We start from the raw sequence: 26,028 nt of genomic DNA, 5'->3' as shown, positions 1-26,028 counted from the left end.
CCTCAGAGTGTGGTGCGGTCGGGCCGTGCGGTGGGTCCGAGGGGACCGGAGGACGGCTTGGCCGCGGACGCCCGCGTGCCCTGGGCCGCCTCCGCCTCCGGCGGTCCGGCCGTCCCGGGGTGACCGGCCGTCCCGGGGTGACCGGTACGGCCCGAGGCGTGACGGCCGGAGGCGTGGCCGCCCGAGGCGTGCGTGCCCGGGGCGTGGCCGCCCCGGGGTGGTGTCGCCGCGGCCCCGGCGGTTCCTTCCCCGGCTGCCGTCCGGCCGGGCCCGTGGCCTCCGGCGCCGGACCTGAGGGCGGCGCTGCCGAGGTCGTGGGCGGGTTCGGGCCGGGACGCGCCCGTGTCCCCGGCCTCCGCCGGCCGGGGCTGGGTGAGCCAGGCCACCGCAGCGCCGGTGAGCGCCACGGGCCACTCCACGACACCGGCGGCGCCGAGCAGCCCGGCGCCCGCGTACACCGCCATGCGCCGGCCGCGCGGCGAGACCGCGCCGACCTTGTCCAGTGTTTCCTCCGCGGCCCTGGTCACCGTGGTGGCGCCGGGCACCCTGCGCAGTACCGAGGCGGCGCCGCGCAGGGGCGCCGTGAGGGCCGACGACGACTTCTGCTCAGCCATGACTCTCCTCGGGTGAGATTCGTCCGGCGTACCCCACCGAGTGCCCGTGACCGTGCTGGTCACCCTTTTTTCCTCACGGGGCACCGCCTCTTCCCAGGGAACGCCACGGACCCCTCCGGCGCTACCCCGCCCCGTGCCGGAACAGCCCCTCGGGTACGGCCGCGGCGAGGACGCGGTACCCCTCGGGGTTCAGGTGCAGCCAGTCCCCGGCGTGCAGCGCGGGCAGCAGTCGGCCGGGATCGGCCGGGTCCCGTACCGCACGGTCGAAGTCGATGACCGCGTCGAAGTGGCCGCGGGTGCGGATCCAGGCGTTCACGCGTTGCCGGCCGGCCTCCCGCTCCCCCGCCGGGTCGTCGTACAGGGTGCTGCCGCCGAACGGGGTGAGGGTCGCGCCGTAGACCCGGATGCCCTGCGCGTGGGCGCGGACGACGATCTGCCGGTACCCGGCGATCAGGTCGTCGGTGACCGCGCGCTGCGCTTCGGGGGTGGCCTCGGCGGTGCCGATGTCGTTGACGCCCTCGAAGACGATCAGCCAGGCCACCGCGCTCTGGGAGAGGACGTCCCGGTCGAGGCGGGCGAGCACGTTGGGGCCGAGCCCGTCGTCGAGGACGCGGTTGCCGCCGGCCGCCTGGTTGAGGACGGCGATGCCGGAGGTGGCCGGGCGGCCGTGCAGGCGGTCGTAGAACCGGTCGGGCCAGCGGTCGTTGCCGTTGGTGGTGGAGCCGCGTCCGTCGGTGAGCGAGTCGCCGATGACGGCCACCGCGCGGCTGCGGGCGGGCGCCAGCACCTCGACATCGCTCAGCAGGTACCAGTGGTCGACAGCGGTCGCCCCCGGGAGGTCCGGGTCGCGCGTGTGGTCGCCGCGCACGAGGTACGACGTGGTGCGCGAGCCGGGGTGGGAGGTGAGCGCGAGCGAGGCCTGGCCACGCGCGGTGTACGCCGTCACGGTCAGCTCGGATCCGGCGCGCAGCGCGAAGTCCAGCGGGTCGGAGACCATCTGCGCGCCGACCGGGACGGTCACGGCGTCCCGGCCCGCGAAGGTGACCGGGCGCAGGCTCCCCGGCTCGACCGCGTCGACACCGGCCCCGCCGCCGCGGGGCAGGGCCACGGTGACGGCGGTGAGCGGCAGCGGGGTGTCGCCGTAGGCGTTGGAGAAGCGCAGCCGGATCCGCGGGCCGCCGGCGGTGACACGCACCGTCTGCCGCAGGGTGGTGTCCACGAGCACCGACTTGTCCCCGGTGTACGGCGCGGGCGGCAGGTTGGCGGGTTCGGTCAGCTGAGGCATACCGGTCCAGGTACTCACCCAGTGCCGGCCGGGCCCGGCCACGGCGGTGACGGGCGCGGTCCTGGAGACCAGCGCTGTGAGGGCGGAGGCGGTCACGACGAGGGCGAGGACGAGGACGCAGGTGCCGAGGAGGACGGCGAAGGGACTTCTGGTGGGTGGCTTCACGGAGGCCTTTCCGGGGGGCGGGGTGGGAGCGGCACCGGGTGTGACTGTCTGGGGCTCGACGGGATGGCGGAGGGGCGGGGCGCGCGGCTGCCTGGGGCTGGATGGGGTGGGGCGGGGCCCGAGGCTGCCTGGGGCTGGATGGGGTGGGGCGGGGCCCGAGGCTGCCTGGGGCTACACGGGGTGTGCGGGCGCGTGGCTGCCTGGGGCTGAGCATGGTCGGGGGCGGCTGCGGGGCGGGGCTGGGGCGGGGCGCGCGGGTGGCGGGCGCGGGGGACGGGGCGGTGCGGTGCGGGATGCCTGGTCGGCAGACGCGCGGCGGGAGTCGGCGAACGCAGGGTGAAGCGGGGACTGATGTGTGACCGGCCAGCGGGCGCCGGGCCGGGTCGCTGTGGGGTGCGTGGCTGCCTGGAGAGAGGTGGGATCGGTGCGGGATACGCGACGGGCGGTCGCGAGTCGGGGGTCGTGCGGGATGGCCGACTGGCACGCGCCGGCTGGGTTGGTGCGGCATGACCGGTCGGCAGACGCGCGGCACCAGCCGGCGGGCGCGGGGCGGGGCGGGGACTGATGCAAGTTGTCCGGCTGGCGGGCGCCGCGCGGAGATCGGTGCGGCGTGCCCAGCCAGCGGCGTGCGGCGTGCCGGGCCAGCAGGCGCCGGGTGGAGAACGATGCGGCGTCCCCACTCTGCAGACGCCGGACGGAGTCGACGCGGCGTCCCCAGCCAGCAGACGCAGGCCGGTGCGGGAGTCGGGTCAGCAGGCGCGCAGCGCAGATCGATGCCAGGCGCGCGGCCGGCGGCGCGCGGCGGAGGACAGGGCGAGATGCCCCGCCGCCGGACCGCAGCCCGGCGGCGGACGTCCCCGTGCGCACCAAGTCGGCCAGAACGGCCCCGCGCGCACCCCGGCCCTCAACCCCCCGCGCAACCTCTCCCGTCCAGGCTGAAAGCGTCCGGTGCCGAGCTGTTGCCGGTGTGGGTCGCCTGGTAGCCGATGGTGGTGCTCGCGCCGGGCGCGATGGTGGCGTTGTACGCGACGTTGGTCGCCGTCACCGCGCCGGAGCTGCCGCTGAAGCCGGCGTTCCAGCCGTTGGTGAGGGTCTGGCCGGCCGGCAGGGTGAAGCCGAGTTTCCAGCCGTTCACCGGGGTCGTACCGGTGTTGGTGACGGTCACGGAGGCGGTCAGACCGGTGCTCCAGGCGCTGACCGTGGCCGTCACCTTGCAGGCGGCCGCGGGCGGTTGCGGTGTGCTGCCGCCGCCGTCGAGGCCGAAGAAGGTCAGTGCCCGGGAGCCCATCCCCCAGCTGTACAGGTTGTGGCCGACGCCCTGGAGGCTGATCGCCTCGACGGGTGCCCGGTCACCGGTGGCGCCGTAGCGGGTGCGGGTCCAGCCGGAGACCGGGGTGTCCGTGGCGGCCGGGGTCTGGCTCACTCCGTGCACGTCGGTCCACTGCTTGATCTCCTCCCCGAAGTTGGGATAGCGCAGCGTGTCGTCCGCGGTGCCGTGCCACAGCTGCATCCGCGGGCGCGGACCGGTGTAGCCGGGATAGGCGGCGCGCACCAGGTCGCCCCACTGCTGCGGGGTGCGGATGACGGTGCCGCCGGAGCAGGCGCTGTTCCACTCGGAGCCGTCGGTGGTGGCGAAGCAGCCGAAGGGCACACCGGAGAAGGCGGCGCCCGCGGCGAACACGTCGGGGTAGTCGCCGAGCAGGACGTTGGTCATCATCGCTCCGGAGGAGATGCCGGTGACGAAGACCCGGCCGGTGTCGGCGGCGTAGGTGCGGGTAGCCCAGTCGACCATGGAGCGGATGCCGACCGGGTCACTGCCGCCGCCGCGGTGGAGCGCCTGCGGGGAGGAGACGTCGAAGCACTTGCTGGGGCGAGTCACCGACGGGTAGACGACGACGAACCCGTGCTGGTCGGCGAGCGAGGACCACTCGGTGCCGGAGTACATCGCGGAGGCGGAGCCCCCGCACCAGTGCACGGCCACGACGACCGCCGGGTGGGCGGTGACACCGGCCGGCACATAGACGTACATCTGGAGGTTGCTGGGGTTGGCGCCGAAGCCGGTGACCTCCGTGAGGGTGGCCGTGGGGACGGCCCGGGTTCGGGCCGAGGCCGGGGGCGCGGCGAGTGTCAGTGCCGCGAGGAGCGGCAGCAGCCCTCCCAGGAGCGCCACAAGTGCCTTGCGCAGTGCGGTCCTCGAGCGGTGCGGTGTGGAGCGGTGCGGTGTGGGGGGCACGTCACCTGTCCCTTCTGATCGCGGCTCGTGCGGGGCGTGCTGCGGGATGCGCGTCGTACGGGAAACCACCGGGCATCGTGGCATGGACACACACTCCATGGAAGCGCTCCCACGGCACTTCTTCCGGCCCGAATCAGCCTTGCGCGACCCGTTGACTAGAAAGCGCTTTCACTCTACGGTCCGTTCATCATCGTGACCAAGAGGCAGGGAAGTCGGCCGTTCCTGCCTTCCATCCCCCACAGACGTTCTGTATGGCGTCCAAAAGTCACATAGACGAACGGACCCTGCGCTCACCCAGACCCCTCTGACCCCACTCGGAAGAAGGCACTCGGTACATGACCTCATCAGCACCCTCGCGCGGTCTGCTGGGCGGCCTGGCCACCCTCGGACTCACACTTGGCATGATCATGGCGTCCGCGCCGGCGGACGCGGCCACCTGGCCCACCCCCAACGGCAGCCAGCCGGTCACCTCCACCATCTCCGTGTCCGGCACCAAGGACTACGGCATGAAGCGGCTGTACGGCAGCGGAGACCTCGGCACCGGCGGGCAGAGCGAGGACCAGGACCCGCTGCTTGAACTCGCCCCCGGCGCGGTCCTCAAGAACGTCGTCATCGGCTCGCCCGCCGCGGACGGCATCCACTGCCTGGGCAGCTGCACGCTGCAGAACGTCTGGTGGGAGGACGTCGGCGAGGACGCGGCCACCTTCCTCGGGTCCTCGTCGTCCAACGTCTACACCGTGACCGGCGGCGGGGCGAAGGAGGCCAGCGACAAGGTCTTCCAGTTCAACGGCGCCGGCACGCTCAACGTCTCCGGCTTCGCCGTCAAGAACTTCGGCAAGCTGGTCCGCTCCTGCGGCAACTGCAAGACGCAGTACAAGCGCACGATCAACCTCAACACCATCGAGGCGACCTACCAGGGCCTCGCACTCGTCGGCATCAACACCAACTACGGCGACAGCGCGACCCTGCGGAACATCACCATCGTCGGCGACTCCGGCCGGAAGATCGTCCCGTGCCAGAAGTACATCGGCAACAACACCGGCAAGGAGCCGCCGAAGAACGGCTCGGACCCGGACGGCACGTACTGCAGGTACTCCGGCTCGGACATCACCTACAAGTGAGCCCGGCGGGCCGGGTCGCGGCGGCGGCCCGGCCCGTGCTCACGCCCCGGTCGTCCGGCGCCGCCACCGCGCGGACAGGACGAGATGGGCCCCGACGCCGAACACCAGGCCCCAGAAGGCGGATCCGATGCCGAACAGCGTGACGCCGGACGCGGTGGCCAGGAACGTGATCAGCGCGGCCTCACGGTCCTTCTCCTCCTTGACCGCGCCGGTGATGCCGCCGGCCAGCGCCCCGAACAGGGCGACACCGGCGACGGCCGCGACCAGTTCCTTCGGCAGCCCCGCGAAGAAGGCCACCAGGGTGGAGCCGAAGGCACCGATGAGCACGTAGAAGGCGCCGCACGACACACCGGCCACATAGCGCCGCCGCGGGTCGGGGTGGGCCTCCGGGCCGGTGCAGATCGCGGCGGTGATCGCGGCCAGGTTGATCGCGTGCGACCCGAAGGGGGCGAGCGCGGTGGAGGCCAGCCCGGTGGTGCCGATGAGCAGACGGTCCTCGGGCCGGTACCCGGAGGCGGTGAGCACCGCCATGCCGGGGGCGTTCTGCGAGGCCAGGGTGGCCAGGATCAGCGGCACCGCGATGCCGACGAGCGAGGCCACGGAGAACGCCGGCGCGGTCAGCACCGGCCGTGCCAGCTCGATCCGGTCGACGTGGACGTGCAGCCGTGAGGTGGCCGCGCTGCCGGCGACCCCCACGGCGAGCGCGATCAGCACCGCGTACCGCGGCAGCAGCCGCTTGGCCAGGAGGTAGGCCACCAGCACGGATCCGGCGATCAACGGCGCCGTCTTCAGCGAGGTGAACACATGGGTGCCGAAGCCGAACAGGATGCCCGCCAGCATCGCCGAGACCACCCCCGCCGGCACCTGGCGCATCAGCCACCCGAACACCCCGGTGAGCCCGATCAGCGTCAGGACGGCACCGGTGACGAGGAACGCACCGACGGCCTCGGCGTAGGAGTACGCACCGAGACTGGTGACCAGGAGTGCCGCGCCCGGCGTCGACCAGGCGGTGATGACCGGCATCCGGGTGCGCAGGCTCAGCCCGATGCAGGTCAGGCCGCTGCCTATGGAGATCGCCCACACCCAGGAACTGGTCTGCGCGGTGTCGAGGTGGCCGGCCGAGGCCGCCGCGAGCACGATGACCAGGGTTCCCGAGTAGGACACGACGACGGCCACGAGACCGGCCAGTACGGCCGACAGGGACGCGTCGCGCAGCAGCCGGGGCGCGGGCTCCGGCTCGGCCTCTCCGGCCCGGTCCGGGGGACCGGAGAGCGGCGCGGCGGTGCGCGCCGCGCCCGGGGTGGAGTCTGTCTCGGGGGACTCGGGGCTCAACGGTCTTCCTCCGCGGCCCGTTTCAGGGCCTGTTCCAGGTCGGCGACGGCATCGGCCGGACTTCCCAAGGCGGTTGGAGAGGCGGACCATGTTCTCGGGGGCGGTGCTGTCCGGTCCCCCGACGATATATCCGCGAAGGAATCATTCCGCGCGCGGTTGCGCGCGCGGTTGCGCGTGAGCTCCCGAGGGGGAGTTCAGCGTCTCGCCCAGCTCCCGGCGATAACCGGCGTACGCGGAGCGCAGTTCCTCCCCCGGCCAGTCGGCGGGCAGCAGGGCCGTCGGCAGGACGGGGTCGGTGAGCAGGTGGCGGACGGCCGCCGCGTAGGCGGTGAACCGGTCGGCGGGGTGGTCGGCCCGGGTGGCACGGTCGAGGAGGGCGCGCGCGGTGGCCGCCCAGCCGGCCAACGGCCAGAGCCGGGCGGCGAGGTCTCGCGGGGACTCGTCGGGGCGCGCGGTGTACGTCAGGGCCACCCGGTGCAGGGCGGCGGGCAGGGGGCGGTCGAGGTTGGCCGGGCGCAGCCACACGCCCTCGCGGAGTTCGGCCAGGCGCAGTGCGGTCAGCCGGGTGCGCAGGTCGGCGCGCTCGGCGGGGCCGCGGCCGGTCGCCGTGATCACCACCATCTCCCAGTCGCCGTCCCACGCGCGCGCGGGGGGCCGTACGGCCTCGTCCTGGCGGCGCTGCCGGGCCAGCAGCCGGTCGCTCAGCCGGTAGACGCCGTCCGCGCGCCGCAGGTCGCCGGCGGCCACCATCCGGCTCAGCGCGGCCCGCAGGGTGGAGCCGCCGACCCCGAACGGCGCCACGAGCCGGACCAGGTCCTTGACGGGCAGCTCGGGCGGGTGCACGCCGAGGAGGATGCTCAGCACGACGGACCGGGCGGACAGCGGCCGCAGACCGGCCGCGTCGGGCTCGGCTGGGACGTTCATGCGCATGACCCGCACTCTACGTGCGCCCTGTTGTTGCATCATTGCTACGGCCGCAGGAATAGCGCAACATGCTGTCATGGTCTCGAATCCCGCGCAGCCGCAGGCGCAGCCCCAGCCCCAGTCCCCGTTCCCGCAGCCGGACGTCACGCACGACGTCACCAACCAGCCACCGCCCCTAGCCCCGTACGACGCCTCCGACGACCCGGCGCTGCTGGAGGGGCTGCGCCGGGAGGGTGCCGGCTGGGCCGAGGACGGCATCCGGAGCCTGGGAGCGCGCGCCGGCAGCGCGGAGGCGCAGGAGTGGGGCGAGCTGGCCAACCGGCACGAGCCGGTGCTGCGTACCCACGACCGCTACGGCCATCGCGTCGACGAGGTGGAGTTCCACCCCAGCTGGCACCACCTGATGCGGACGGCGGTGGCCGAGGGCCTGGCGGGCGCCCCCTGGGCCGACGACCGGCCAGGCGCGCACGTCGCCCGGACCGCGGGCGGCCTGGTGTGGGGGCACACGGAGGCGGGCCACGGCTGCCCCACGTCGATGACGTACGCCGCCGTCCCCGCCCTGCGCGCCCAGCCGGATCTCGCCAAGGTGTACGAGCCGCTGCTCACCAGCCGGGAGTACGACCCGGAGCTGCGCGTCCCCACCGAGAAGCCCGGGCTGCTCGCCGGGATGGGCATGACGGAGAAGCAGGGCGGCTCCGACGTGCGGACGAACACCACCACGGCCACGCCCACCGGCGAGGCGGGCGTGTACACGCTGCGCGGGCACAAGTGGTTCACGTCGGCGCCCATGTCCGACGTCTTCCTGGTCCTCGCACAGGCCCCGGGCGGGCTGTCGTGCTTCCTCGTGCCGCGGATCCTGCCGGACGGCAGCCGCAACACCTTCCGCGTCCAGCGGCTGAAGGACAAACTGGGCAACCGGTCCAACGCCTCCTCGGAGCCGGAGTTCGACCGGACCGTGGCCTGGCTGGTCGGCCCGGAGGGGCGGGGCGTGAAGACCATCATCGAGATGGTCAACTGCACCCGGCTGGACTGTGTGATGTCCTCGGCGACGCTGATGCGCAAGACGCTGGTCGAGGCGGGGCACCACGTGCGGCACCGCAGCGCGTTCGGCGCCCGGCTGATCGACCAGCCGCTGATGCGCAACGTCCTGGCCGATCTGGCGCTGGAGTCGGAGGCGGCGACGACGCTCACGCTGCGGCTGGCCGGCGCGGCCGACCGCGCGGTGCGCGGGGACGCCGGGGAGCGGGCCTTCCGGCGCATCGCCACCGCCGTCGGCAAGTACTGGGTCACCAAGCGAGGCCCGGCCTTCACCGCGGAGGCCCTGGAGTGCCTGGGCGGCAACGGGTACGTGGAGGATTCCGGCATGCCCCGGCACTACCGGGAGGCCCCGCTGCTGTCGATCTGGGAGGGCTCCGGGAACGTCAACGCGCTCGACGTGCTGCGCGCCCTCGGCCGCGAGACGGACACCGCCGAGGCCCTCTTCGCCGAACTCGCCCTCGCACGCGGGGCGGACGCCCGGCTCGACACGGCCGTGGCGGCGCTCAGGAACCAATTGGCCGAAACCGATCAGACGGGCGCCCGCCGGCTGGTCGAGCGGATGGCGCTCGCCCTCCAGGCCTCCCTGCTCGTACGGCACGCTCCGCACCCGGTCGCGGACGCCTTCTGCGCCACCCGGCTGGGCGGCGACTGGGGGCACGCGTTCGGCACCCTGCCCTCCGGGACCGACCTGGACACCATCCTGGAGCGCGCCCTGCCCGGCCGGAACTGATCCCCCCCGCGCGTGGCGCGTTCCGTGGCCGGTCAGCACCGGCGGATCGCACACAGTCAGCGGATGACTCCGGGCCGTTGTCAGTGCCGTGGTGCACACTCGCGATCAGGTGGCACTCGCCTGGGGAGGACAACGTGTTCACGGGGATCGACGAGGTCGACTGGGCCTCGCTGCGGCACGCGCACGGCAGCGCGGAGGACGTGCCCGGGTGGTTACGGGCTCTGGCGTCCGCCGACGCCGCCGAGCGGGCGACGGCGCTCGACGGGATGTACAGCGCGGTGCACCACCAGGGGAGGGTGTACGACTCGACGCTCGCCTGCGTGCCCATCCTGTTCGCCATGCTGGCCCGCGAGGAGGTGCCGGACCGGGGCAGCATCGTGGAACTGCTGGTCAGCATCGGCGGGGAGGAGTCCGGCGAGGACGCGGAGTGCCCGGGCGGACCGGCGGGGCCGGCGGGGGACGGGCGGGCGCGGGAGGCGGTGTGCGCGGGCGCCGAGGCCTTCGCCGCGCTCGCCGGGGACCCGGACCCGGGGGTGCGCCGGGCGGCCGCCGGGGCGCTGGTGCGCTTCCTGGCGGAGCCCCCGCGGGTCCTGGGGCTGCTGCGAGGGTGGCTGCGGGCCGAGCGGGACGACTGCGTCCTGTTGGCCCTCATCGAGGCGCTCGGTCTGTTCGCGGACCGGTTCCCCGCGCACGCGGGCGGTGCGCTGGACCTGCTGGCCGAGCAGAGCGCGCCGCCCTGCGCGCCGGGGCTGCGGCTCGCGGCGCTCGGTCAGCTCGCGCTCCGCGCGCCCGGCCGGCTCCCCGCAGATCTGGTCCCCGCGGCGGTCCGGCTGCTGCGGCAGCGGTCCGCGCAGCGCCTGCCCGGCCGGGAGCACCCGGGCGCGGACACCCTGGTGCGGCGGATACGGCGGCTGCGGCCCTCCGACGAGCAGGGCGCCGTACTGCTGCGCACCCTGCACAGTGCCCTCGGTGACCGGGTGGACGACCGGATCGCCCTGCTCACGGGGCAGTTGACCAGCCCGGGCCCGGTGGACCGGTGCAACGCCGTGTGGATGTCGGCGGCGCTGTTCCGCGGCTGGCGCGGGGCGTACGACGGTCCCGTGCGCCTTCTCGGCGCCCAACTCCGCACCGAGCAGGACCGATTACGGGACGCGGCGGTCTCGGTCCTGGCCGGGCTGTTCGGCCTGGCCGCTCCTGCGGCGGACGATCTGCATGCGCTGGTGGCCGCGCGGCCCGACCTGTGGACGCACCGCTGGGAACGCTGCCCGCCCACGCTGGGCGGCCCGCTCAAGGCGCTGGCCAGGACCGGCGACCCGCGCGCGGTGCCGCCGCTGGCCCAGCTGCTGGCCGGCCCCGCGGCGCCCGTCGGGCTGGGCCGCGAGGTCGCGCACCTGGGCCGGGCCGCGGCCGCGCTGGCCCCCGCCCTGCGCCACCGCCTCGGCCGCGTCCCGCTCGACTCCCCCGGCGCCGCCCGGTTCGCCGCACCGCTGCTGACGGCGGTCAGGGCCGTCGGGGACAAGGACGCCGTTCCGGAGCTGCTGCGGCTGCTCTCGGGTGCCCCCGACGGGCTGGGAGCGCGGGACGCGGTCGCCGGCCAGGTGATCGGGGCGCTGACGGAGCTGGGTGCGGCCGACCAGGCGGCACCGCTCCTGCGGACGCTGCTCCGCACCCGGCACGCGGTCACCGCGGCGGGCGCGCTGTGGTCCGCGGACGGGGACACCACCGCCGTACTCCCGGTCCTGTTGCGGGAGTTGGCCGGACCGGACCGGGAGGGCCGCCAAGGCGCCGTGCGGCAGCTCGCCCGGCTGGGTCCGGCCGCGCGCGCCGCGCTGCCCGAACTGCGCCGGCTCGCCGGGTCGGGTCCGGCACGCGAACGCGTACCGGCCGCGTGCGCGCTGTGGCACATCGCCGGGGACCCGGACCCGGTCGTGCCCGTGTTCCGGACCGCCTGGACGGCGGATCCGCGCACCCGCACCTCCATCGCCCGCTGCCTGACCGCCATGGGCCCCGCCGCCGCGCCCCTGTACGACCTGACCGGCACCGAACTGGCCCGCACCCGCCGCCACACGGCGGACCAGGGCGCGTACGGCGACCGGGGCATACCGGACGACGAGGAACTGCTGCGGATGTGCCGAGCCCTGCCGGCGGGGGCGTAGACGGCGGACCTGTCGGCCCGCCCCCCGTTCGGGGCCGCCGACGGCTCAGGGGGCGGTCAGACCATGCGCCCCCACAACGGGCCCAGGCGGGACCACTCGGTGTCCCAGGCCTCCATGCGGCGGCGTGCCAGGCGGCTGCGTACGGCCAGGCCGGCGACGAGGGGGACCACCGCGGCGCTCACGCCGGCCAGCAGGCCCGTCAGGGTCGCCCGGAAGTCGGCCTCGGAGGCGGTGGTGGGGCGGGAGACGAGGTGCCCCTGCGGGTCGCTCCACACGGTGACCGGCGTACCGGGCTTGCTGCCGGACTCCACCCGTACCCGACCGGTGTGCGCGGAGCCGTCGGGCACCGTCCAGCGGACCTCGGCCCAGACCCGTTCGCCGGTGGGGGCGTGGCCGTCGCGCGCGGGTGACGACCCCGGCGGCGGGGCCACGACCCGGGCCACCGCGGGCCGCCGGTCGGCCCGTTCCCGGGCGAGCCCGTCCGCCACCGAACCGGCCGCCGCGAGGCCGGCCAGCACCCCGGCCAGGACGGTCAGCAGACAGGCGCCGAGCACCACCCAGGCCTCCACCACGTCGGCCCGGCGCTTGAGCGGGTTGCGCCGCCAGCGCCACAGCCACACCTTCGGACCACGGAACGCCTTCAATGGCATCCTCCTCACGAGCGCACCGACCGGCCGGACCGCCCTCCCATACGGGCGAGAGCGCTCCGTTGCTCACGACGAGCCGTTTCCCCGACGGTCGCACGAGACACCCCTTCCCCGCAGCCGCATGCCGGAACGGACCCGCCCCACCTCGTCCCCGGCCCGGCCCCGGGCAAGGGCCATGGGTTGATCGCCGACGGGTCCACGGCAGTAGGGTGACGCCCGTGGCACCACGACCCTTGCACGAAATCGTCGAACCGGGCTGGGCGAAGGCCCTGGAACCCGTCGCCGGACGGATCGCCGAGATGGGCGACTTCCTGCGCGCGGAGATCGCCGCGGGCCGCACCTACCTCCCGGCGGGCCCGAACGTCCTGCGGGCCTTCCAGCAGCCCTTCGACGACGTACGGGTCCTGATCGTGGGTCAGGACCCGTACCCGACGCCGGGGCACGCGGTGGGCCTGTCGTTCTCCGTGGCGCCCGAGGTGCGCCCGCTGCCGCCCAGCCTGATCAACATCTTCCGGGAGCTGACCGGCGATCTGGGCGTACCCCTGCCGTCCACCGGGGATCTCACGCCGTGGACGCAGCAGGGGGTACTGCTGCTCAACCGGGCGCTCACCACCGCGCCCCGCAGCCCGGGGGCGCACCGCGGCAAGGGCTGGGAGGAGGTCACCGAGCAGGCGATCCGGGCCCTCGCCGGGCGCGGCAAGCCGCTGGTGTCCATCCTGTGGGGCCGGGACGCCCGTAATCTGCGGCCGCTGCTGGGCCGGCTGCCCTCGGTGGAGTCCGCGCACCCCTCGCCCATGTCCGCCGACCGCGGGTTCTTCGGCTCGCGGCCCTTCAGCCGGGCCAACGACCTGCTGATCCAGCAGGGCGGGCAGCCGGTGGACTGGCGTCTGCCGTGACCGTCGCCGGGTATCTCGCCGTGGACTCCGGCGGCTCCGGCCTCCGGGTCGCCGTCGGCGTCCCCGGGCGGGAGCCCTCGGCCCGGCGGGAGACCCGGGAACCGGTCCGCACGGGCGCCCGGGGCCTCGATCCCGCCCACCTGATCGGCCAACTCGTCCCCGTGGCCCGTGCCCTGGCCGCCGAGGCGGGCGTCGGCGAGCTGGGCACGGCCGTCGTCGGTGCCGCCGGGTTCGCCAGCCTGGGCGACGCCCTGCGCGCCGAACTGCCGGGCGCGCTCGCCCGGGAGCTGGGCGTGCGGGCCGTGGCGCTGGCCGCCGACGCCGTCACCGCCTACGTCGGCGCCCTCGGCCCCCGTCCGGGCGCCGTGCTCGCCGCGGGCACCGGCCTGATCGCCGTGGGCACGGATCTGACGGTCTGGCGGCGGGCCGACGGCTGGGGGCACCTGCTGGGCGACTGCGGCGGCGGAGCCTGGATCGGGCGGGCCGGGCTGGAGGCGGCGCTGCGCGCCCACGACGGCCGCGCCGGCGGCTCCGCCGTGCTGCTGGCCCGCGCCGAGGAGCGGTTCGGGCCGGTGCGCGGGCTGCCGGGGCTGCTGTACCCGCGTACCGACCGGGCCGCCGTACTGGCCTCCTTCGCGCCCCTGGTCGCCGCGTGCGCCGCGCAGGACCCGGTCGCCGCGGACATCCTGCGCGCGGCGGCCCGGCACATGGCCGACTCCGCCGCCGCCGTCTGCCCGGCGGACGGCACCCCCGAAGTGGCCCTCACCGGCGGCCTGTCGAAGATGGGCGACCCGCTTCTCGTCCCCCTGCGCGAGGAGCTGGCGCGCAGGCTCCGGCATGCCCGGCGGGTGCGGGCGGAGGGGGACCCGCTGCACGGTGCGGTGCGGATCGCGACCGACCTGGCGGCGGGGCGGCTCACCCTGCCGGACGACCCGGCGATGCTGTGCGTGAGCCGTGCCCCGGGCGACGGCGCGGGGTGGCCGGGCGCCGGACCGGCGGTTCCGTCCCGGTAGCCACCCATGCGCCCGGAACGCGCCCTCCGCATGTGCCATCCGCACGTAACTCATCAGACAAATCCGGACGGATACCGCTCACCTGCACCCTCCCCGAACGGCGGATGCCGGTGAGCCAGTAACATGCGGCGCCATGAGCTCCCCCACTGGACCCGCGTCCGGCCTGCCCGTACGAATGCCGCGACCCCGCCAGCCCGGACGGCACCGCCGCCCGGAACCGCTGGTGGCTCCCGAGGGCGCGCCCGCGCTCGTCCTCGCGGTGCCCGGTGTGCCCAGCACCACCACGCGCAGCCTCGCCGAGGAGGTCGTGAGCATCGCCCGCTCCGAGCTGCCCGGCCTCGACGTCCGGATCGGGTACCTGGACGGGGACGACACCGAGTTCCCCACGCTGCGTTCCGTGCTGGCCCGGGCCGCCGAGGAGCGCGCCGCGCGGTACGAGCAGGCGGTCGCCGCCGGTGTCGGGGGAACCAAGGAGCCCGACGGCCCGGTCGCCGTCGTCGTCCCGCTGCTGGCCGGTCCGGACAGCGCGCTGCTGCGGCAGATCCGCCAGTCCGTGATGGACAGCCGGGTCGCCGCCGAACTGACCGACGTCCTCGGCCCGCACCCGCTGCTCGCGGAGGCGCTGCACGTGCGGCTGTCCGAGGCGGGCCTGGCCCGCGCCGACCGCGCCCGGCTGTTCACCGTGGCCACCGCCGCGGACGGCATCATCCTGGCCTCCGTGGGCGGTGAGGAGGCCGTGCAGGCGGCCGGGATCACCGGCATGCTGCTCGCCGCGCGCCTGGCCGTGCCGGTGATGGCGGCGGCCCTGGACCAGGAGGGTTCCATCGCCTCCGTGGCCGAGCAGCTGCGTTCCTCGGGTTCGCAGCAGCTGGCCCTGGCGCCGTACCTGATCGGCCCGGAGATCGACCCGGCGCTGCTCGCCGCGGCGGCCGAGGAAGCGGGCTGCGCCACCTCCGAGGCGCTCGGCGCGTACCCGGCGATCGGCAAGCTGGCGCTCGCCAAGTACACGACGGCGCTGGGCATCGCCCCGCAGCCCCAGGGCACGCCCGTCCGCTGACGCCCCGGCGACCCGTGTACGGCATTCGTACGACCCGGGGCCCGCTCCCCTCCCGGAGCGGGCCCTTCGCCTTGCCCGGGGTGTTCGGCCCCACCGGAACGGTCAGCCGGACCGGAGTGTCAGCGAGCCGGGACGGTCAGCCGAAGACGACGCAGGAGGCCGCGGCGACCCGCACGGAGCCGTCGTAGCGCGGCATGCCGGTGGTCGCGTCCAGGGCGAACCAGGTGATGTCACCGGAGCGCTCGTTGGCCGCGTAGAGGAAGCCGTCGTGCCGGGCCAGTGCGCGCGGCCAGTGCCCGCCGCAGGGCACGGTCCCGAGTAGCCGGAGGCCGTCCGCCTGTACGGCGAGGACCGACAGGACGTCCTCGCCGCGGGTCGCGGTCCACACGAAGCGGCCGTCGGGCGAGACGACGACTCCGGAGGGGTAGGCGTCGCCGGCGGGTGCGCCGGGCAGTACGGGGACCTCGGTGAGCGGCTTCAGGGAGCCGCCGTCGGCGTCCCAGCGACAGACGGTGAGGGTGGGGGTCAGTTCGTTGACCACGTAGGCTCGCTCGCCGTCGGGGTGGAAAGCGAGATGTCGCGGTCCCGAGCCGGGGCGCAGGGCGATCTCGCGGTGCACGGCGGGGGTTCCGTCCACGAGCGTGCACACCCGCACCGAGTCCGTCCCGAGATCGACGCTGACCGCCCACCGGCCGCTGGGGTCGGGCTGCACCTGGTGGGCGTGCGGGCCGCGCTGGCGCCGGTCGTGCGGTCCCGAGCCGGTGTGCCGGAGCCGTCCGGAGGGCGCGCCGGCGAGGGCGCCGTCCGGGCGCAGCGGGACGGCGGTGACGCTGCCGCAGCCGTAGTTGGCGGTCAGTACGTGACCGGCGTACAGACCGAGGTGGGTGGGGCTGCTGCCGTCCACCGGCACGGGTGCGCCGAGTGGTTCGGGGCGGTCACCGGTGACGCGGTAGGCGGCGACGGCGCCCTCGGCGGTCTCACTGACCGCGTACAGCGTGCGTCCGTCCGGGGAGAGGGCCAGGTAGGAGGGGTCGGGCAGGTCCTGCACGGCGGGCCCGAGGCGGAGGGCGCCGGTGTCCGGGGCGACCTCCGCGGTCACCAGCCCGGGCCCGCCGGCCGCCGTGAACGATCCGATGAACGCCCGACGCCTGCCCGCCCTGCCGTCCTGTGCCACCGCTGTCCCCTCTCGGTCGAGCCGTGAAGCCGCTCCGGGGGCGACGGTAGCAGTCGCACAGCGCCGGTCTAGACCAAAAGGGTGAGGTGGGCCCCGAGGTGGTCACGGCACGAGCCGCAGTCGTCGGCGGGTCGTCTCCGCGCAGCCGTGAGGCGTTGGCCGGAGCGTGTCGGGTTCCCCACGGGCAGCGGCGGAGTCAGGCGCCCACCAAGCGCGACCCGGACGGCGATCCCAGCGGCTCGGCGAGGTCGGCCAGGGCCCGTTCCAGGCCGTGCAGGTGGGCGAGGGCACCCTCCGTGGGTGGGTCCGCGGGGCGGCGCACGGTGTCGGTGCGGCCCGCGGTGAGGGCCTCGACGGCGGCCGCCACCCGCCGGCAGGCGGCGGTCAGGCGGTCGTCGTGGGAGGCCTCGGGGTCGGCGGCGACCGCGGCCAGGCCCCGGACCTCGCGGGCGCAGTCGTCGAGCAGGGCCAGGACCCGGCGGGCCCGCGCCTTGCGCGCCGGCGTCGGGTGCAGCGGGTGCACCAGCGGGGCCACCGACATCCGGACCCGGCCGAGCAACTGCTCCAGTTCGGCCACGAGCGGCGCGGGGTCGGCGGTGGGGGACCCTGCCAGCCGGGCGGCGGCCTCGGCCGTGCAGGCGTGCACGCAGCGCAGAGCCCGCTGGATCCAGGCGTCGGTGGTGGCGTGCGTGGTGACCGGCAGCACGAACAGGACGGCGAGGGCGGCGCCGAGCGCGCCGACCCCGGTCTCGGCGAGCCGCAGCGCCAGCAGCCCGGGGCTGAGGACGCCGAGGAGGCCGTAGAGCAGCTCGGCGAGCAGGGTGACGCAGAGCATCATCCACGTGTAGGAGACGGCGGCCGTGTAGAAGATGCCGAACACGGCGGCGGCGACGAGGACGGCCGTCGGGACGGGTGCGCCGTGCACGGGGACGGCGACGAGGAAGCCGAGGCCGATGCCGATCACCGTGCCGAGGACCCGGCGGAAGCCGCGGACCAGCGTCTCCCCGCGCGAGGCGGTGTTGACGAAGATCCACCAGGTGGCGCCGACGGCCCAGTACCAGCGCTGTCCCGACACCAGCTGCCCCACGACGAGCGCGAACCCGGCGCCCGCGGTCGCCTGGACGGCCTGCCGGGTGGTCACCCGGGCGAGCCCGGTCGCGGCGGGCGGGGCGGGCACGGGGGCGGGGGGCAGCCGGCGTTCGTAGCACCACCCGCCGAACCGCACGGCGGCCGCGGTGAGCACGGAGAGCAGGACGGCGGCGTACAGCTCGGGCAGCCGCCCGGGCGTGGCGTGCAGGAACTGGGCCACGAAGAAGGTCATGAAGGCGAACACGCCGAGGCTGTGCCCGCGCGGGCCCCACCGGCGGGCGTACACGCCGGCGCCGACGACGGCCAGGAAGGCGAGGTCCCGGGCGACGGGCAGGTCGTGCAGCCCGGCCGCGACGGCCAGCACCGGCAGCCCCACGACGGGCAGCAGCGCGGTGGTGACCGCCTGCCCGCGCACGGTCGGGTCGGCGACGGTGAACAGGGCGAGCAGCGCGGCGAGGCCGCCGGTGACCGCACCGGCGAGGGAGCACCCGGCGAGTCCGCAGACCACGACCGCGAGGCCGATGCCGAGGACGGCCCGCGCGGCGAAACGCAACCGCGTCCGTCCCGGGTCCGGAGCCACGAACACCGTCTTCAGCACTGTTGCCCTCCCCTGGGAACACCGGCATGGAAAAGGCGCCGCGGAGGTCCGCAGCGCCATCGACACGCCCATGAGAGCATCACGAGGGTCACTGGCTCAAGTCTTCCCCGAATCACTGGTCCATTGGCCCGGTAGCCGCCGGGCACCCGCACCGGCCGGAATGCCAACGGTCCAGGTCGGGCGGCACGCGGGACCCGGCCTCCGGTGAGCCATTGGTACAGTCCTGAGTCATGGCCGTGGACGAACTCGACACCCGCATCCTGCGGCTGCTCCTGGAGCAGCCGCGCACCAGCGTGCGCGAGTACGCCCGCATCCTCGGCGTCGCCCGTGGCACCCTGCAGGCCCGGCTGGACCGGATGGAACGGGACGGCGTGATCACCGGCACGGGCCCCTCCCTCTCCCCCGCCGCGCTGGGCCATCCGGTGCTGGCGTTCGTGCACATCGAGGTGACCCAGGGCCATCTGGACGACGTGGGGGACGCGCTGGCCGCCGTACCGGAGATCGTGGAGGCCTTCTCGATCACCGGGGGCGGGGATCTGCTCGCGCGGGTGGTGGGCCGGGACAACGCCCATCTGGAGGACGTGATCCAGAAGCTGATCAGCCTGCCCGGCGTGGTGCGCACCCGCACCGAGGTGGCGCTGCGCGAGCGCGTCCCGTACCGGCTGCTGCCCCTGGTGGAGTCGGTCGGCAGGGCGGCCCGCGCCTGACCCTTGGCATCCTGGACGTCATGAGCGATCTTGGCGCCCTCTCGGTCATCTTCGATCTCGACGGCACGCTGGTGGACAGCGAGCCCAACTACTACGAGGCGAGCCGGCAGACCCTGGCCGAGCACGGCGTCCCCGGCTTCGACTGGGCGGACCACGAGAGCTACGTCGGCATCAGCACCCGGGAGACGGTGGCGCTCTGGCGGGAACGCTACGGCCTGCGCGTTCCGGCGGCGGAGCTGCTGGCCGCGACGGACCGCCGCTATCTGCGCCTGGCCCGCAGGCACACGCGCGTGTACCCGCAGATGCGGGCGTTCGTGGAGCTGCTGGCCGCGGCGGACGTGCCGATGGCGGTGGCCTCGGGTTCCTCTCCGGACGCCATCGAGGTGATCCTGACGGGCACCGGCCTGGCCGCCCACCTGCGCACGGTGGTCTCGGCCGACGAGGTCCCGCACGGCAAGCCGGCTCCCGCCGTCTTCCTGGAGGCGGCCCGCCGGCTCGGCGCGAGTCCGGCCGACTGCGTGGTCCTGGAGGACGCGGCCCCCGGCGCGGCCGCCGCCCACGCGGCCGGCATGCGCTGCATCGCGGTGCCGTACGTCCCCGCCCAGGCGGACGCCCCGGAGTTCGCCACCGCGTCCCTGCTGCTGCGCGGCGGCCAGGCCGAGTTCACGGCGGAGTCGGCGTACGCGTGGCTGCGTGAGACGGCCCGCTGACCCCCTCTCCTGCTCGTCCCCACCGTTGACGCTCCCCCGCGCCTTTCCCGACGCGGTGTGGGCGGGGGCACCCTTCCGGAGCAAGGAGGCTCTGGTGAACCGGGCGGGGAAGGTCGTCGACACCTGGGTGGCCGAAGGGCGGCCGTCGCCTGCGGACGGCGACGCCGTGGTGCGTACGGCCCGCAAGGCGTCCTCCGCGGAGCGAGCGCGGCGGCGCCGAACCGGGCCGGGCGCGCCGGCTTCCCCGTGCGCGACGAGCCGCGACTGCATAGCGTGACCTCATGACTACAGTCCCGGCACGGTCCGCACCCGACGAGCGGCGGTGGAAGGCGCTCGCGGTCTGTCTGGCGGCGGGCTTCATTTCGCTGCTCGACACCTCGATCGTGAACGTGGCGCTGCCCTCGCTGGAGCGCGGGCTGGGCGCCTCGGAGGCGACCCAGTCCTGGGTGGTCTCCGGGTACGCCCTCACGTTCGGGCTCGCGCTGGTCCCCGCGGGCCGGCTGGGCGACATGCGCGGCCGGCGCCAGGCGTTCCTGATCGGGCTCGCCCTGTTCACGGTGGCCTCGCTGGCGTGCGGGCTCGCGGCCGGTCCCGCCTGGCTGGTGCTGTTCCGGCTGATCCAGGGCACGGCGGCGGGCATGGTCGCGCCGCAGACCTCGGGGCTGATCCAGCAGATGTTCCAGAGCTCCGAGCGAGCCAAGGCGTTCGGCCTGCTGGGCACGGTCATCGGGGTGTCGACGGCGACGGGCCCGCTGGCGGGCGGCCTCCTGATCGACGCCGTCGGCACCGACGACGGCTGGCGCTGGGTGTTCTTCGTCAACCTGCCCATCGGGGTGGCCGCCTTCGTCGCGGGACTGCGGCTGCTTCCCCGCTACCCGGCGGCCGGCAAGCATGAGGAGTTCGACCTGTTCGGGGTGCTGCTCCTCGGCTCGGGCGTGGTCGCGCTCATGCTGCCCCTGGTGCAGGAGCAGCAGTGGACCGGCCGGGCCAAGTGGGCGCTGCTGCCGGTGGCCGTGGCGCTGCTGGGCGGCTTCTGGGCGTGGGAGAAACGGCAGGGGCTGCGGGGGCGTGCCCCACTGGTGGACCTGGGCCTGTTCTCCCTGCGGTCCTTCACGCTCGGCGCGCTGATCAGCCTCACCTACTTCGCGGGCTTCACCACGGTCTTCTTCCTCTACGCCCTGTACCTGCAGGACGGCGTCGGGTACAGCGCGCTGGCCTCCGGTCTCACGGTCCTGCCGTTCGCGGCGGCCTCGGCGGTCGGGGCGGCGGCCGGGGGCCGGCTGGTGGTGCGGTTCGGGCGCAAGCTGGTCGTGATCGGTCTGGGCGGGGTGGCCCTGGGGCTGCTCGGGGTGATGCTGGCGGTGGAGCTGGTGCCCGGGCGGAACCTGGGCTGGGCGTCGGCGCTGCCGCTGCTCGTCGGAGGCATCGGCTCCGGTCTGACGGTGTCCCCGAACACCACCCTCACCCTGACCCGTGTCCCGGTGCACCGGGCGGGCGCGGCCGGAGGCGTGCTCCAGACGGGCCAGCGGGTCGGCTCGGCGGCGGGGATCGCGGTGGTGGGCTCGGTGTACTTCGCCCACCTCGCCAACCACGGCCGCACCGACACGGCGATGCAGCTCGGGCTGCTCTCCGCCGTCGGCATCATCGTGGTCGCTCTCGCGCTCGCGGTCGCCGACCTACGCGAACGGCGGACACGTCCCGAACCGACCGTGGAGACGGTCGGGCGCGGTACGGGTGAGACCGGTGCCGGGGAGGCCGTGCAGCCCGGGGTCTGAGCGGGCGGTGACCGGGGGCCGTACAGCCGGCTTACGACCTCCGGCGCGGCTTGCCCCGCCTGGCCGGCTTGCCCGCGCCCGTGCGGGCGCGTGCGGTGCGGGCCGCCGGCTTTCCGGACGACCCGCTCCCGGTCTTCGCCTGCCGGCCGCCGCCCTGGTCGGAGCGCTTGCGGTCGGCGTCGGCAGGTTTCGCCGCCGTACGGCCCCTGGTGCTGTTGACCGTGCGTCCGCGGACGATGCCGATGAAGTCGTCCACCAGGTCGGTGGTGGCCTCCTCCGGCCAGGACAGGGCGACGCTCGACACGGGCGCGTCGGTGACCGGGCGGTAGGTGAGGTCCCGGCGGTGGTACAGGCGGGCCAGGGACTGCGGGACGACCAGGAGGCCGACATTCGCCGCCACCAGTTCGACGGCGTCCTCGGTGGTGGCGGGCCGCTCGAAGGCCGGTTCGCCCGGCGGGGCGTCCCAGTCGAAGACGTCGTCCAGCGGGTGGAAGAGCACCTCGTCGGCGAGATCGGCCAGGGACACCTCGTCCGCGGCCGTGATCAGGTGGTCCTTGGGGACGACGACGACCGTGGTCTCCGTGTACAGCGGGATCGCGCTGAAGAACGTACGGTCCACCGGCAGTCGGACGAGACCCGCGTCCGCCTCGCCCGCGCGCAGCACCTCGGGCGCCCGGGCGGCCGGGACCTGGACGAGGGTGAGCGGAATGTCGGGCCGGCGCTCGTTCCAGGTCTTCACCCACTTGGCGGGCGTCACCCCGGGAACGTACGCGAGCCGGAACGAGGGTGCATCCTCCGAGCCTGTCATCAGGCCAGATTACCGGCCTGCGGCGGCGGTCCCGGTCACCGGCCGTGGTCGGGCCCCCCGCGCACGGCCGATACCCTTGACGTCATGAGTTCGCAGCAGAGCACCCAGACGATGAAGCCCGCGACCGCGGCGAAGAAGCTGGGTGTGTACCTCCCCGCCACCCCCGCCTCCTTCCAGGAGGGTGTGGTCACACGCGCCGAGCTGAACGAGCTGCAGGCCAACCCGCCGGAGTGGCTGCGCGAGCTGCGGCTCACCGGTCCGCACCCGCGTCCGGTGGTCGCGGCCAAGCTGGGCGTCTCCATCGCGGGCCTCGCCCGGGGCGGGGTCACCGAGGCGCTGACCACCGAGCAGATCGAGGCGCTCAAGCAGGAGCGGCCCGAGTGGCTGGAGAAGGAGCGCGCCACCCAGGCGGAGGTCCGCAAGGAGGGCGCGCGCCTGAAGAACCTGAAGCGTGAGTCGAAGGAGAGCGGCGCCGAGCGCGGCTGACCCTTCCCGCTTGCCCCGACGCCCTCCGGCTCCGCCCGGGGGGCGTCGCCCGTTGCCGCGGGCCTGCGGAAGGCCGCGGGCCCTGTGGGTGGGGGCGACACCGGACGGGCCGCCGTTCCCCCGTGCCGGCGGCCCGTCGGGCGCGATGCGTCCGAGCAGGCCGGTGTCGCCGGGTTGAAGTGTGCGCCGGGTGGGGACCGCGAGGATATGCGTACAAGTACGTACGCCGACGGGGGCGCGCAGGCGAGGCGACCGGAGAGGAACCCGTGCGGCTGGAGAACGCGTACGAGCGCATGACGGCGGTGGCCGTGGCGGCCCTGAACGAACGGGAGCCCGAGCGGCTGTGGCCGCTGCTGGCCGGCACGCTGTCCGAGGTGTGCGGCGGTGAGACGGCCATCCACAAGCTGGACGACTGGAGCGAGCGCGGCGGCACGATCGGCACGGTGCCCGACGCTGCCGCCAGGGAGCTGGCCCGGCTCGGGGACGCCGACCTCGGCCTGCTGCGCGCGGGCTACCCCTTCGCCGGTCACTACGGGCCCGGTACCGACCGGTCCCCGGTGACCGCGTACCGGGCGGCGGGCCGTACCTGGCCGGACAGCCCGACGGCCCGTCTGCTCCGCGAGGTTCTGGACGTCGACCATGTGCTGGGGGTGCCGCTCCCGGGGAGCGCGGCGCCGATCACCGGATGCCTGGTGTACCGGTCGGGTACGGACTTCACGGACGACGAGCTGGTCATGGCCGAGCGGGTCCAGCCGCTGTTGGCGGCCGTGGAGCGGCAACGACGGCTGCTGGTGGAGTGGCGGCGGGCGCTCGGCCCGTCCGGCGCGCCGCAGGAGCAGGCGGCGGAGCGCGCGCTGACCCCGCGGGAGACCGCCGTCCTGCTGCTGCTGTGCGACGCGCTCACCGCCGACGCGATCGGCCGCCGCCTCGGCATCGCGGTCCGCACGGTGCACAAGCACGTCGAGAACATCTACCGCAAGCTGGGCACCCGCGACCGCGTCGGCACCGTACTGCGCGCCCAGCGCCTCGGCCTGGTGCCGTCGCCCGACCCGGTGCCGTCGCCGGGTCCGGCGCGGGCCGCCCGGGCCCGCCGTCCCTGACCCGGCCGCGTGCCTGGCACGTCGCCCGGAGGTTCAGCCGAGGAAGCTCAGCCGGACCCGGCCGGCCGGGGTTGTCCTTGCTGGTGTCCGCCAACCTCCGTTTGACCATGGTGATGCGCCTGTAGTCGGCTCCGCGCGGTGTCGTGGGGAACCGCGCCGGCAGGGCCGACGAGGCCGCTGGTCCGGGTCGGGGTAATCAGTCGGTCCAGTGGGCGAGGACCCTCTGGCGGATTTCCGCGGGGTATGCCTGGGCGAAGGAGCTGTGGGGAAGACGGCCAGAGCCCGGTGCGGGCTGGAGGGCGTTGTGGACGACCACCGGGCCGCGGCGGGCCTCCTTCTCCTCGGGTGTGTAGCAGCCGAGGAGCGGGTGGATGCGGCCGTCCCACGCCTCCGCGTGCTGGACGGGGTGGACCCGGGTGGCCAGGGCCCACAGCAGATCGTCATCGTCGGCAGGGTCGATGTCGTCGTCCAGGACGAAGATGTTGGAAGTGACGCGGCCTGCGCGGGAGGCGGCCAGCACCTCGCCGATCCGGTGGACGAATGCGTCCGCGTCCGTGTCCGGCAGCCGATCGCGCCAGTCGGCGGGCACGGTCACCACGGACCAGTGTGCCGCGGCGCGCAGCGGCAGCCAGACGGTGCTGATGGGCAGTCCGGCGGTGCGTAGACCGGCGAGCATCTCGGCGGCCTCGCCGACACCGGTGACGGTGTGGTATTCGTCCACCGGCCGGCCTTCGGCGACGAGGGGCCAGATGGGGTCGTCGCGGTAGGTGATGGCCTCGATGCTGTAGACGGGCTGCATCGACGTCTCGTCGGAGGCGTATCCGGCGAACTCACCGAAGGGACCCTCCAGCGCGTCCCGGCCCACGGACAGGTGTCCCTCGATGACGATCTCGGCGCCGGCGGGGACGTCGAGGTCGTTGGTCTCGCACCGCACCACGGGCAGCGGTTCGCCGTGCAGGGCGCCGATGTAGCCGGCCTCGTCCATGCCCTCGGGCAGCGGAATGCCACCGACGAACGGGACGGCCGGGGCGCCACCCTGGACCAAGGCGTACGGCATGGGCTCGCCGATCCTCGCCCATTCCTTCCAGATGAGCCCGATGTGCTGCGGCGGCACCACGAGACCGGTCATACGCCGACCGTCCAGCATCATGATCCGGGCGATGGACCAGTTGGTCCACCGGCCGTCGGGAGTGCGGGCGACGATGACGCCCCAGGTGTTGGTGTAGCGCTCGCCGTCGGCCTGGTGCACGCGCGGCACCGGGAAGCGGTCGAGGGTGGCGGCGTCGCCGAGCAGCACGTTCTGCTTGACGGGCGCCTCGTCGCGGGAGAGACGCTTGGGGGGGATGAGAGCGGCGTCCCTGGTCCGGGCCAGGTGCTCGACCAGTTCGGCGGCGGTGGTGTCGGCGGGGAGGCCCACCGAGAGCGCCACTCGGGCCAGCGGCTTGTCGGGGAGCGAACTCAGCCCGGCTGGGGCACCCAGCAGGCGGAAACCGGGCTCGGCCCCGGCGAGGTTCTCGAACAGCGGGGCCGGTGAACGGCGTTCGTAGGAGAGCCGGGTGATGGCGGCGGCCTCCAGGTCGGCACTCACCTCCCGGTCGATGCGCCTGAGGTCGCCCAGGGCGTCCAGAGCGTCGAGGTACTCACGCAGATCGGCGAGATGGGTCACGGTGCGACTCCCTTGCTGTGTTTACCGAGCGGTCTTCCGGGATGGGGGCGGAACCGCCGGCGCCGACGGACAGGCCGGCGGCCCGGGTGGCGGCGGCGTGCCGCATGCCCTGCCAGCGCCTGGCCGCGCCGGATTCGATGTCGAACTGGTCCAGCACCCGGGTGACGATGTGGTCGACGATGTCGTCCACCGTGGCCGGGTGGTTGTAGAAGGCAGGCATGGGCGGGACGATCGAGGCGCCCATCCGCGCCAGCGCGAGCATGTTCTCCAGGTGGATCTCGTTCAGCGGCGTTTCCCGCGGTACGAGGACGAGCCTGCGCCGCTCCTTGAGCGTGACGTCGGCGGCACGGGCCACCAGACCATCGGCGTACCCGGCGCGGATCCCGGCCAGGGTCTTCATGCTGCACGGGATGATCACCATGCCGTCGGCGCGGAACGAGCCGGAGGAGATCGCGGCGCCCTGATCCTCCGGCCCGTACATGACGTCGGCCAGGGCAGCGATCTGGCGGGCGCCGAGCCCGGTCTCCGTCTCCAGCGTGACGCGCGCCCACCGGCTGAGGACCAGGTGGGTCTCCACGCCATCGTGACGACGCAGTTCGGTGAGCAGTCGTACACCGAGCACCGCGCCCGTGGCTCCGGTCATCCCCACGATCAGTCGCATGCCGACCCCCTCTACATTCAGTACACTGAATATCCGAACACTG

The 26,028-nt window shown here is 74.6% G+C and carries 22 protein-coding genes; 11 read left to right on the top strand and 11 right to left on the bottom strand.

Features of this window, described 5'->3' with window-relative positions; all coding sequences use genetic code 11:
• Positions 1-2: 2 nt before the first annotated feature.
• The 3 genes from ACZ3ZD_RS21845 to ACZ3ZD_RS21835 form a co-directional block, all read right to left on the bottom strand.
• Complete coding sequence (locus tag ACZ3ZD_RS21845; protein WP_467399786.1) at positions 3-614, bottom strand: hypothetical protein; 612 nt, start codon at positions 612-614, stop codon at positions 3-5.
• Positions 615-735: 121 nt separating this feature from the next.
• On the bottom strand, positions 736-2,064 hold the full coding sequence (locus tag ACZ3ZD_RS21840; RefSeq protein WP_467399783.1) for an SGNH/GDSL hydrolase family protein: 1,329 nt from the start codon (positions 2,062-2,064) through the stop codon (positions 736-738).
• A 904-nt stretch (positions 2,065-2,968) separates the two neighbouring features.
• Positions 2,969-4,297, bottom strand: coding sequence for an extracellular catalytic domain type 1 short-chain-length polyhydroxyalkanoate depolymerase (locus ACZ3ZD_RS21835; RefSeq protein WP_467399781.1), 1,329 nt, complete (start codon positions 4,295-4,297; stop codon positions 2,969-2,971).
• A gap of 335 nt (positions 4,298-4,632) precedes the next feature.
• Here ACZ3ZD_RS21835 and ACZ3ZD_RS21830 point away from each other — a divergent pair, with 335 nt between their 5' ends.
• A complete protein-coding gene (locus ACZ3ZD_RS21830; RefSeq protein ID WP_467399778.1) occupies positions 4,633-5,418 on the top strand; it encodes a pectate lyase in 786 nt (261 codons plus the stop codon).
• A 39-nt stretch (positions 5,419-5,457) separates the two neighbouring features.
• On the opposite strand, the gene ACZ3ZD_RS21825 is transcribed toward ACZ3ZD_RS21830, so the two are convergent.
• Positions 5,458-6,750 (bottom strand): benzoate/H(+) symporter BenE family transporter, encoded by a 1,293-nt coding sequence (locus ACZ3ZD_RS21825; protein WP_467399776.1) that lies wholly within the window; start codon positions 6,748-6,750, stop codon positions 5,458-5,460.
• Between the two features lie 141 nt (positions 6,751-6,891).
• Positions 6,892-7,680, bottom strand: a complete 789-nt coding sequence (locus ACZ3ZD_RS21820; protein ID WP_467399774.1) for a PaaX family transcriptional regulator C-terminal domain-containing protein — start codon at positions 7,678-7,680, stop codon at positions 6,892-6,894.
• A 70-nt stretch (positions 7,681-7,750) separates the two neighbouring features.
• On the opposite strand from ACZ3ZD_RS21820, the gene ACZ3ZD_RS21815 reads away from it, so the two are divergent.
• Positions 7,751-9,442, top strand: coding sequence for an acyl-CoA dehydrogenase family protein (locus ACZ3ZD_RS21815; protein ID WP_467399771.1), 1,692 nt, complete (start codon positions 7,751-7,753; stop codon positions 9,440-9,442).
• 134 nt (positions 9,443-9,576) lie between these two features.
• Positions 9,577-11,598, top strand: a complete 2,022-nt coding sequence (locus tag ACZ3ZD_RS21810) for a HEAT repeat domain-containing protein (RefSeq protein WP_467399769.1) — start codon at positions 9,577-9,579, stop codon at positions 11,596-11,598.
• A gap of 56 nt (positions 11,599-11,654) precedes the next feature.
• Here ACZ3ZD_RS21810 and ACZ3ZD_RS21805 read toward each other — a convergent pair whose 3' ends face one another.
• On the bottom strand, positions 11,655-12,248 hold the full coding sequence (locus tag ACZ3ZD_RS21805) for an Rv1733c family protein (RefSeq protein ID WP_467399767.1): 594 nt from the start codon (positions 12,246-12,248) through the stop codon (positions 11,655-11,657).
• A 215-nt stretch (positions 12,249-12,463) separates the two neighbouring features.
• On the opposite strand from ACZ3ZD_RS21805, the gene ACZ3ZD_RS21800 reads away from it, so the two are divergent.
• The 3 genes from ACZ3ZD_RS21800 (at position 12,464) to ACZ3ZD_RS21790 (ending at position 15,211) form a co-directional block, all read left to right on the top strand.
• Entirely contained in the window at positions 12,464-13,141 is a 678-nt protein-coding gene (locus tag ACZ3ZD_RS21800; RefSeq protein ID WP_467399766.1) for a uracil-DNA glycosylase, read from the top strand.
• Positions 13,138-14,154 (top strand): N-acetylglucosamine kinase, encoded by a 1,017-nt coding sequence (locus ACZ3ZD_RS21795; RefSeq protein WP_467399763.1) that lies wholly within the window; start codon positions 13,138-13,140, stop codon positions 14,152-14,154. Before ACZ3ZD_RS21800 ends, ACZ3ZD_RS21795 begins: the two co-directional genes overlap by 4 nt.
• A 133-nt stretch (positions 14,155-14,287) precedes the next feature.
• On the top strand, positions 14,288-15,211 hold the full coding sequence (locus tag ACZ3ZD_RS21790; protein ID WP_467399762.1) for a sirohydrochlorin chelatase: 924 nt from the start codon (positions 14,288-14,290) through the stop codon (positions 15,209-15,211).
• A gap of 136 nt (positions 15,212-15,347) precedes the next feature.
• Here the strand turns inward: ACZ3ZD_RS21790 and ACZ3ZD_RS21785 are convergent, their stop codons facing one another.
• Positions 15,348-16,385 carry a lactonase family protein gene (locus tag ACZ3ZD_RS21785; RefSeq protein ID WP_467399760.1) on the bottom strand — a complete coding sequence of 346 codons (1,038 nt, stop codon included), beginning with the start codon at positions 16,383-16,385 and terminating at the stop codon, positions 15,348-15,350.
• A gap of 196 nt (positions 16,386-16,581) precedes the next feature.
• Complete coding sequence (locus tag ACZ3ZD_RS21780) at positions 16,582-18,072, bottom strand: FUSC family protein (protein WP_467399757.1); 1,491 nt, start codon at positions 18,070-18,072, stop codon at positions 16,582-16,584.
• Between the two features lie 230 nt (positions 18,073-18,302).
• On the opposite strand from ACZ3ZD_RS21780, the gene ACZ3ZD_RS21775 reads away from it, so the two are divergent.
• The 3 genes from ACZ3ZD_RS21775 (at position 18,303) to ACZ3ZD_RS21765 (ending at position 21,264) form a co-directional block, all read left to right on the top strand.
• Positions 18,303-18,779: an Lrp/AsnC family transcriptional regulator gene (locus ACZ3ZD_RS21775; protein ID WP_189300821.1), complete on the top strand. Its 477-nt coding sequence runs from the start codon at positions 18,303-18,305 to the stop codon at positions 18,777-18,779.
• Positions 18,780-18,799: 20 nt separating this feature from the next.
• Entirely contained in the window at positions 18,800-19,489 is a 690-nt protein-coding gene (locus ACZ3ZD_RS21770; RefSeq protein WP_467399755.1) for an HAD family hydrolase, read from the top strand.
• Between the two features lie 281 nt (positions 19,490-19,770).
• Positions 19,771-21,264: an MFS transporter gene (locus ACZ3ZD_RS21765; RefSeq protein ID WP_467399752.1), complete on the top strand. Its 1,494-nt coding sequence runs from the start codon at positions 19,771-19,773 to the stop codon at positions 21,262-21,264.
• 31 nt (positions 21,265-21,295) lie between these two features.
• Here the strand turns inward: ACZ3ZD_RS21765 and ACZ3ZD_RS21760 are convergent, their stop codons facing one another.
• Positions 21,296-22,072 (bottom strand): LysR family substrate-binding domain-containing protein, encoded by a 777-nt coding sequence (locus ACZ3ZD_RS21760; RefSeq protein WP_467399750.1) that lies wholly within the window; start codon positions 22,070-22,072, stop codon positions 21,296-21,298.
• An 84-nt stretch (positions 22,073-22,156) separates the two neighbouring features.
• On the opposite strand from ACZ3ZD_RS21760, the gene ACZ3ZD_RS21755 reads away from it, so the two are divergent.
• Both ACZ3ZD_RS21755 and ACZ3ZD_RS21750 read left to right on the top strand, forming a co-directional pair.
• Positions 22,157-22,558, top strand: a complete 402-nt coding sequence (locus ACZ3ZD_RS21755; RefSeq protein ID WP_467399748.1) for a DUF5997 family protein — start codon at positions 22,157-22,159, stop codon at positions 22,556-22,558.
• 266 nt (positions 22,559-22,824) lie between these two features.
• Positions 22,825-23,658 (top strand): helix-turn-helix transcriptional regulator, encoded by an 834-nt coding sequence (locus ACZ3ZD_RS21750; RefSeq protein WP_467399746.1) that lies wholly within the window; start codon positions 22,825-22,827, stop codon positions 23,656-23,658.
• Positions 23,659-23,854: 196 nt separating this feature from the next.
• Here ACZ3ZD_RS21750 and ACZ3ZD_RS21745 read toward each other — a convergent pair whose 3' ends face one another.
• Both ACZ3ZD_RS21745 and ACZ3ZD_RS21740 read right to left on the bottom strand, forming a co-directional pair.
• Positions 23,855-25,324 carry a UbiD family decarboxylase gene (locus tag ACZ3ZD_RS21745; protein WP_467399743.1) on the bottom strand — a complete coding sequence of 490 codons (1,470 nt, stop codon included), beginning with the start codon at positions 25,322-25,324 and terminating at the stop codon, positions 23,855-23,857.
• Entirely contained in the window at positions 25,299-25,985 is a 687-nt protein-coding gene (locus ACZ3ZD_RS21740; protein WP_467399741.1) for a non-oxidative hydroxyarylic acid decarboxylases subunit B, read from the bottom strand. Before ACZ3ZD_RS21740 ends, ACZ3ZD_RS21745 begins: the two co-directional genes overlap by 26 nt.
• Positions 25,986-26,028: the final 43 nt, after the last annotated feature.

This window comes from Streptomyces sp. NPDC023481, assembly GCF_055560195.1.
This window is presented reverse-complemented; position numbering and strand designations above follow the sequence as displayed.

What these genes read in the sequence shown, in the direction of transcription:
- ACZ3ZD_RS21845 (WP_467399786.1), bottom strand. Translation starts at nt 614, where the DNA reads ATGGCTGAGCAGAAGTCGTCGTCGGCCCTCACGGCGCCCCTGCGCGGC.
- ACZ3ZD_RS21830 (WP_467399778.1), top strand. Translation starts at nt 4,633, where the DNA reads ATGACCTCATCAGCACCCTCGCGCGGTCTGCTGGGCGGCCTGGCCACC.
- ACZ3ZD_RS21820 (WP_467399774.1), bottom strand. Translation starts at nt 7,680, where the DNA reads ATGCGCATGAACGTCCCAGCCGAGCCCGACGCGGCCGGTCTGCGGCCG.
- ACZ3ZD_RS21815 (WP_467399771.1), top strand. Translation starts at nt 7,751, where the DNA reads ATGGTCTCGAATCCCGCGCAGCCGCAGGCGCAGCCCCAGCCCCAGTCC.
- ACZ3ZD_RS21805 (WP_467399767.1), bottom strand. Translation starts at nt 12,248, where the DNA reads ATGCCATTGAAGGCGTTCCGTGGTCCGAAGGTGTGGCTGTGGCGCTGG.
- ACZ3ZD_RS21790 (WP_467399762.1), top strand. Translation starts at nt 14,288, where the DNA reads ATGAGCTCCCCCACTGGACCCGCGTCCGGCCTGCCCGTACGAATGCCG.
- ACZ3ZD_RS21775 (WP_189300821.1), top strand. Translation starts at nt 18,303, where the DNA reads ATGGCCGTGGACGAACTCGACACCCGCATCCTGCGGCTGCTCCTGGAG.
- ACZ3ZD_RS21770 (WP_467399755.1), top strand. Translation starts at nt 18,800, where the DNA reads ATGAGCGATCTTGGCGCCCTCTCGGTCATCTTCGATCTCGACGGCACG.
- ACZ3ZD_RS21765 (WP_467399752.1), top strand. Translation starts at nt 19,771, where the DNA reads ATGACTACAGTCCCGGCACGGTCCGCACCCGACGAGCGGCGGTGGAAG.
- ACZ3ZD_RS21760 (WP_467399750.1), bottom strand. Translation starts at nt 22,072, where the DNA reads ATGACAGGCTCGGAGGATGCACCCTCGTTCCGGCTCGCGTACGTTCCC.
- ACZ3ZD_RS21755 (WP_467399748.1), top strand. Translation starts at nt 22,157, where the DNA reads ATGAGTTCGCAGCAGAGCACCCAGACGATGAAGCCCGCGACCGCGGCG.
- ACZ3ZD_RS21740 (WP_467399741.1), bottom strand. Translation starts at nt 25,985, where the DNA reads ATGCGACTGATCGTGGGGATGACCGGAGCCACGGGCGCGGTGCTCGGT.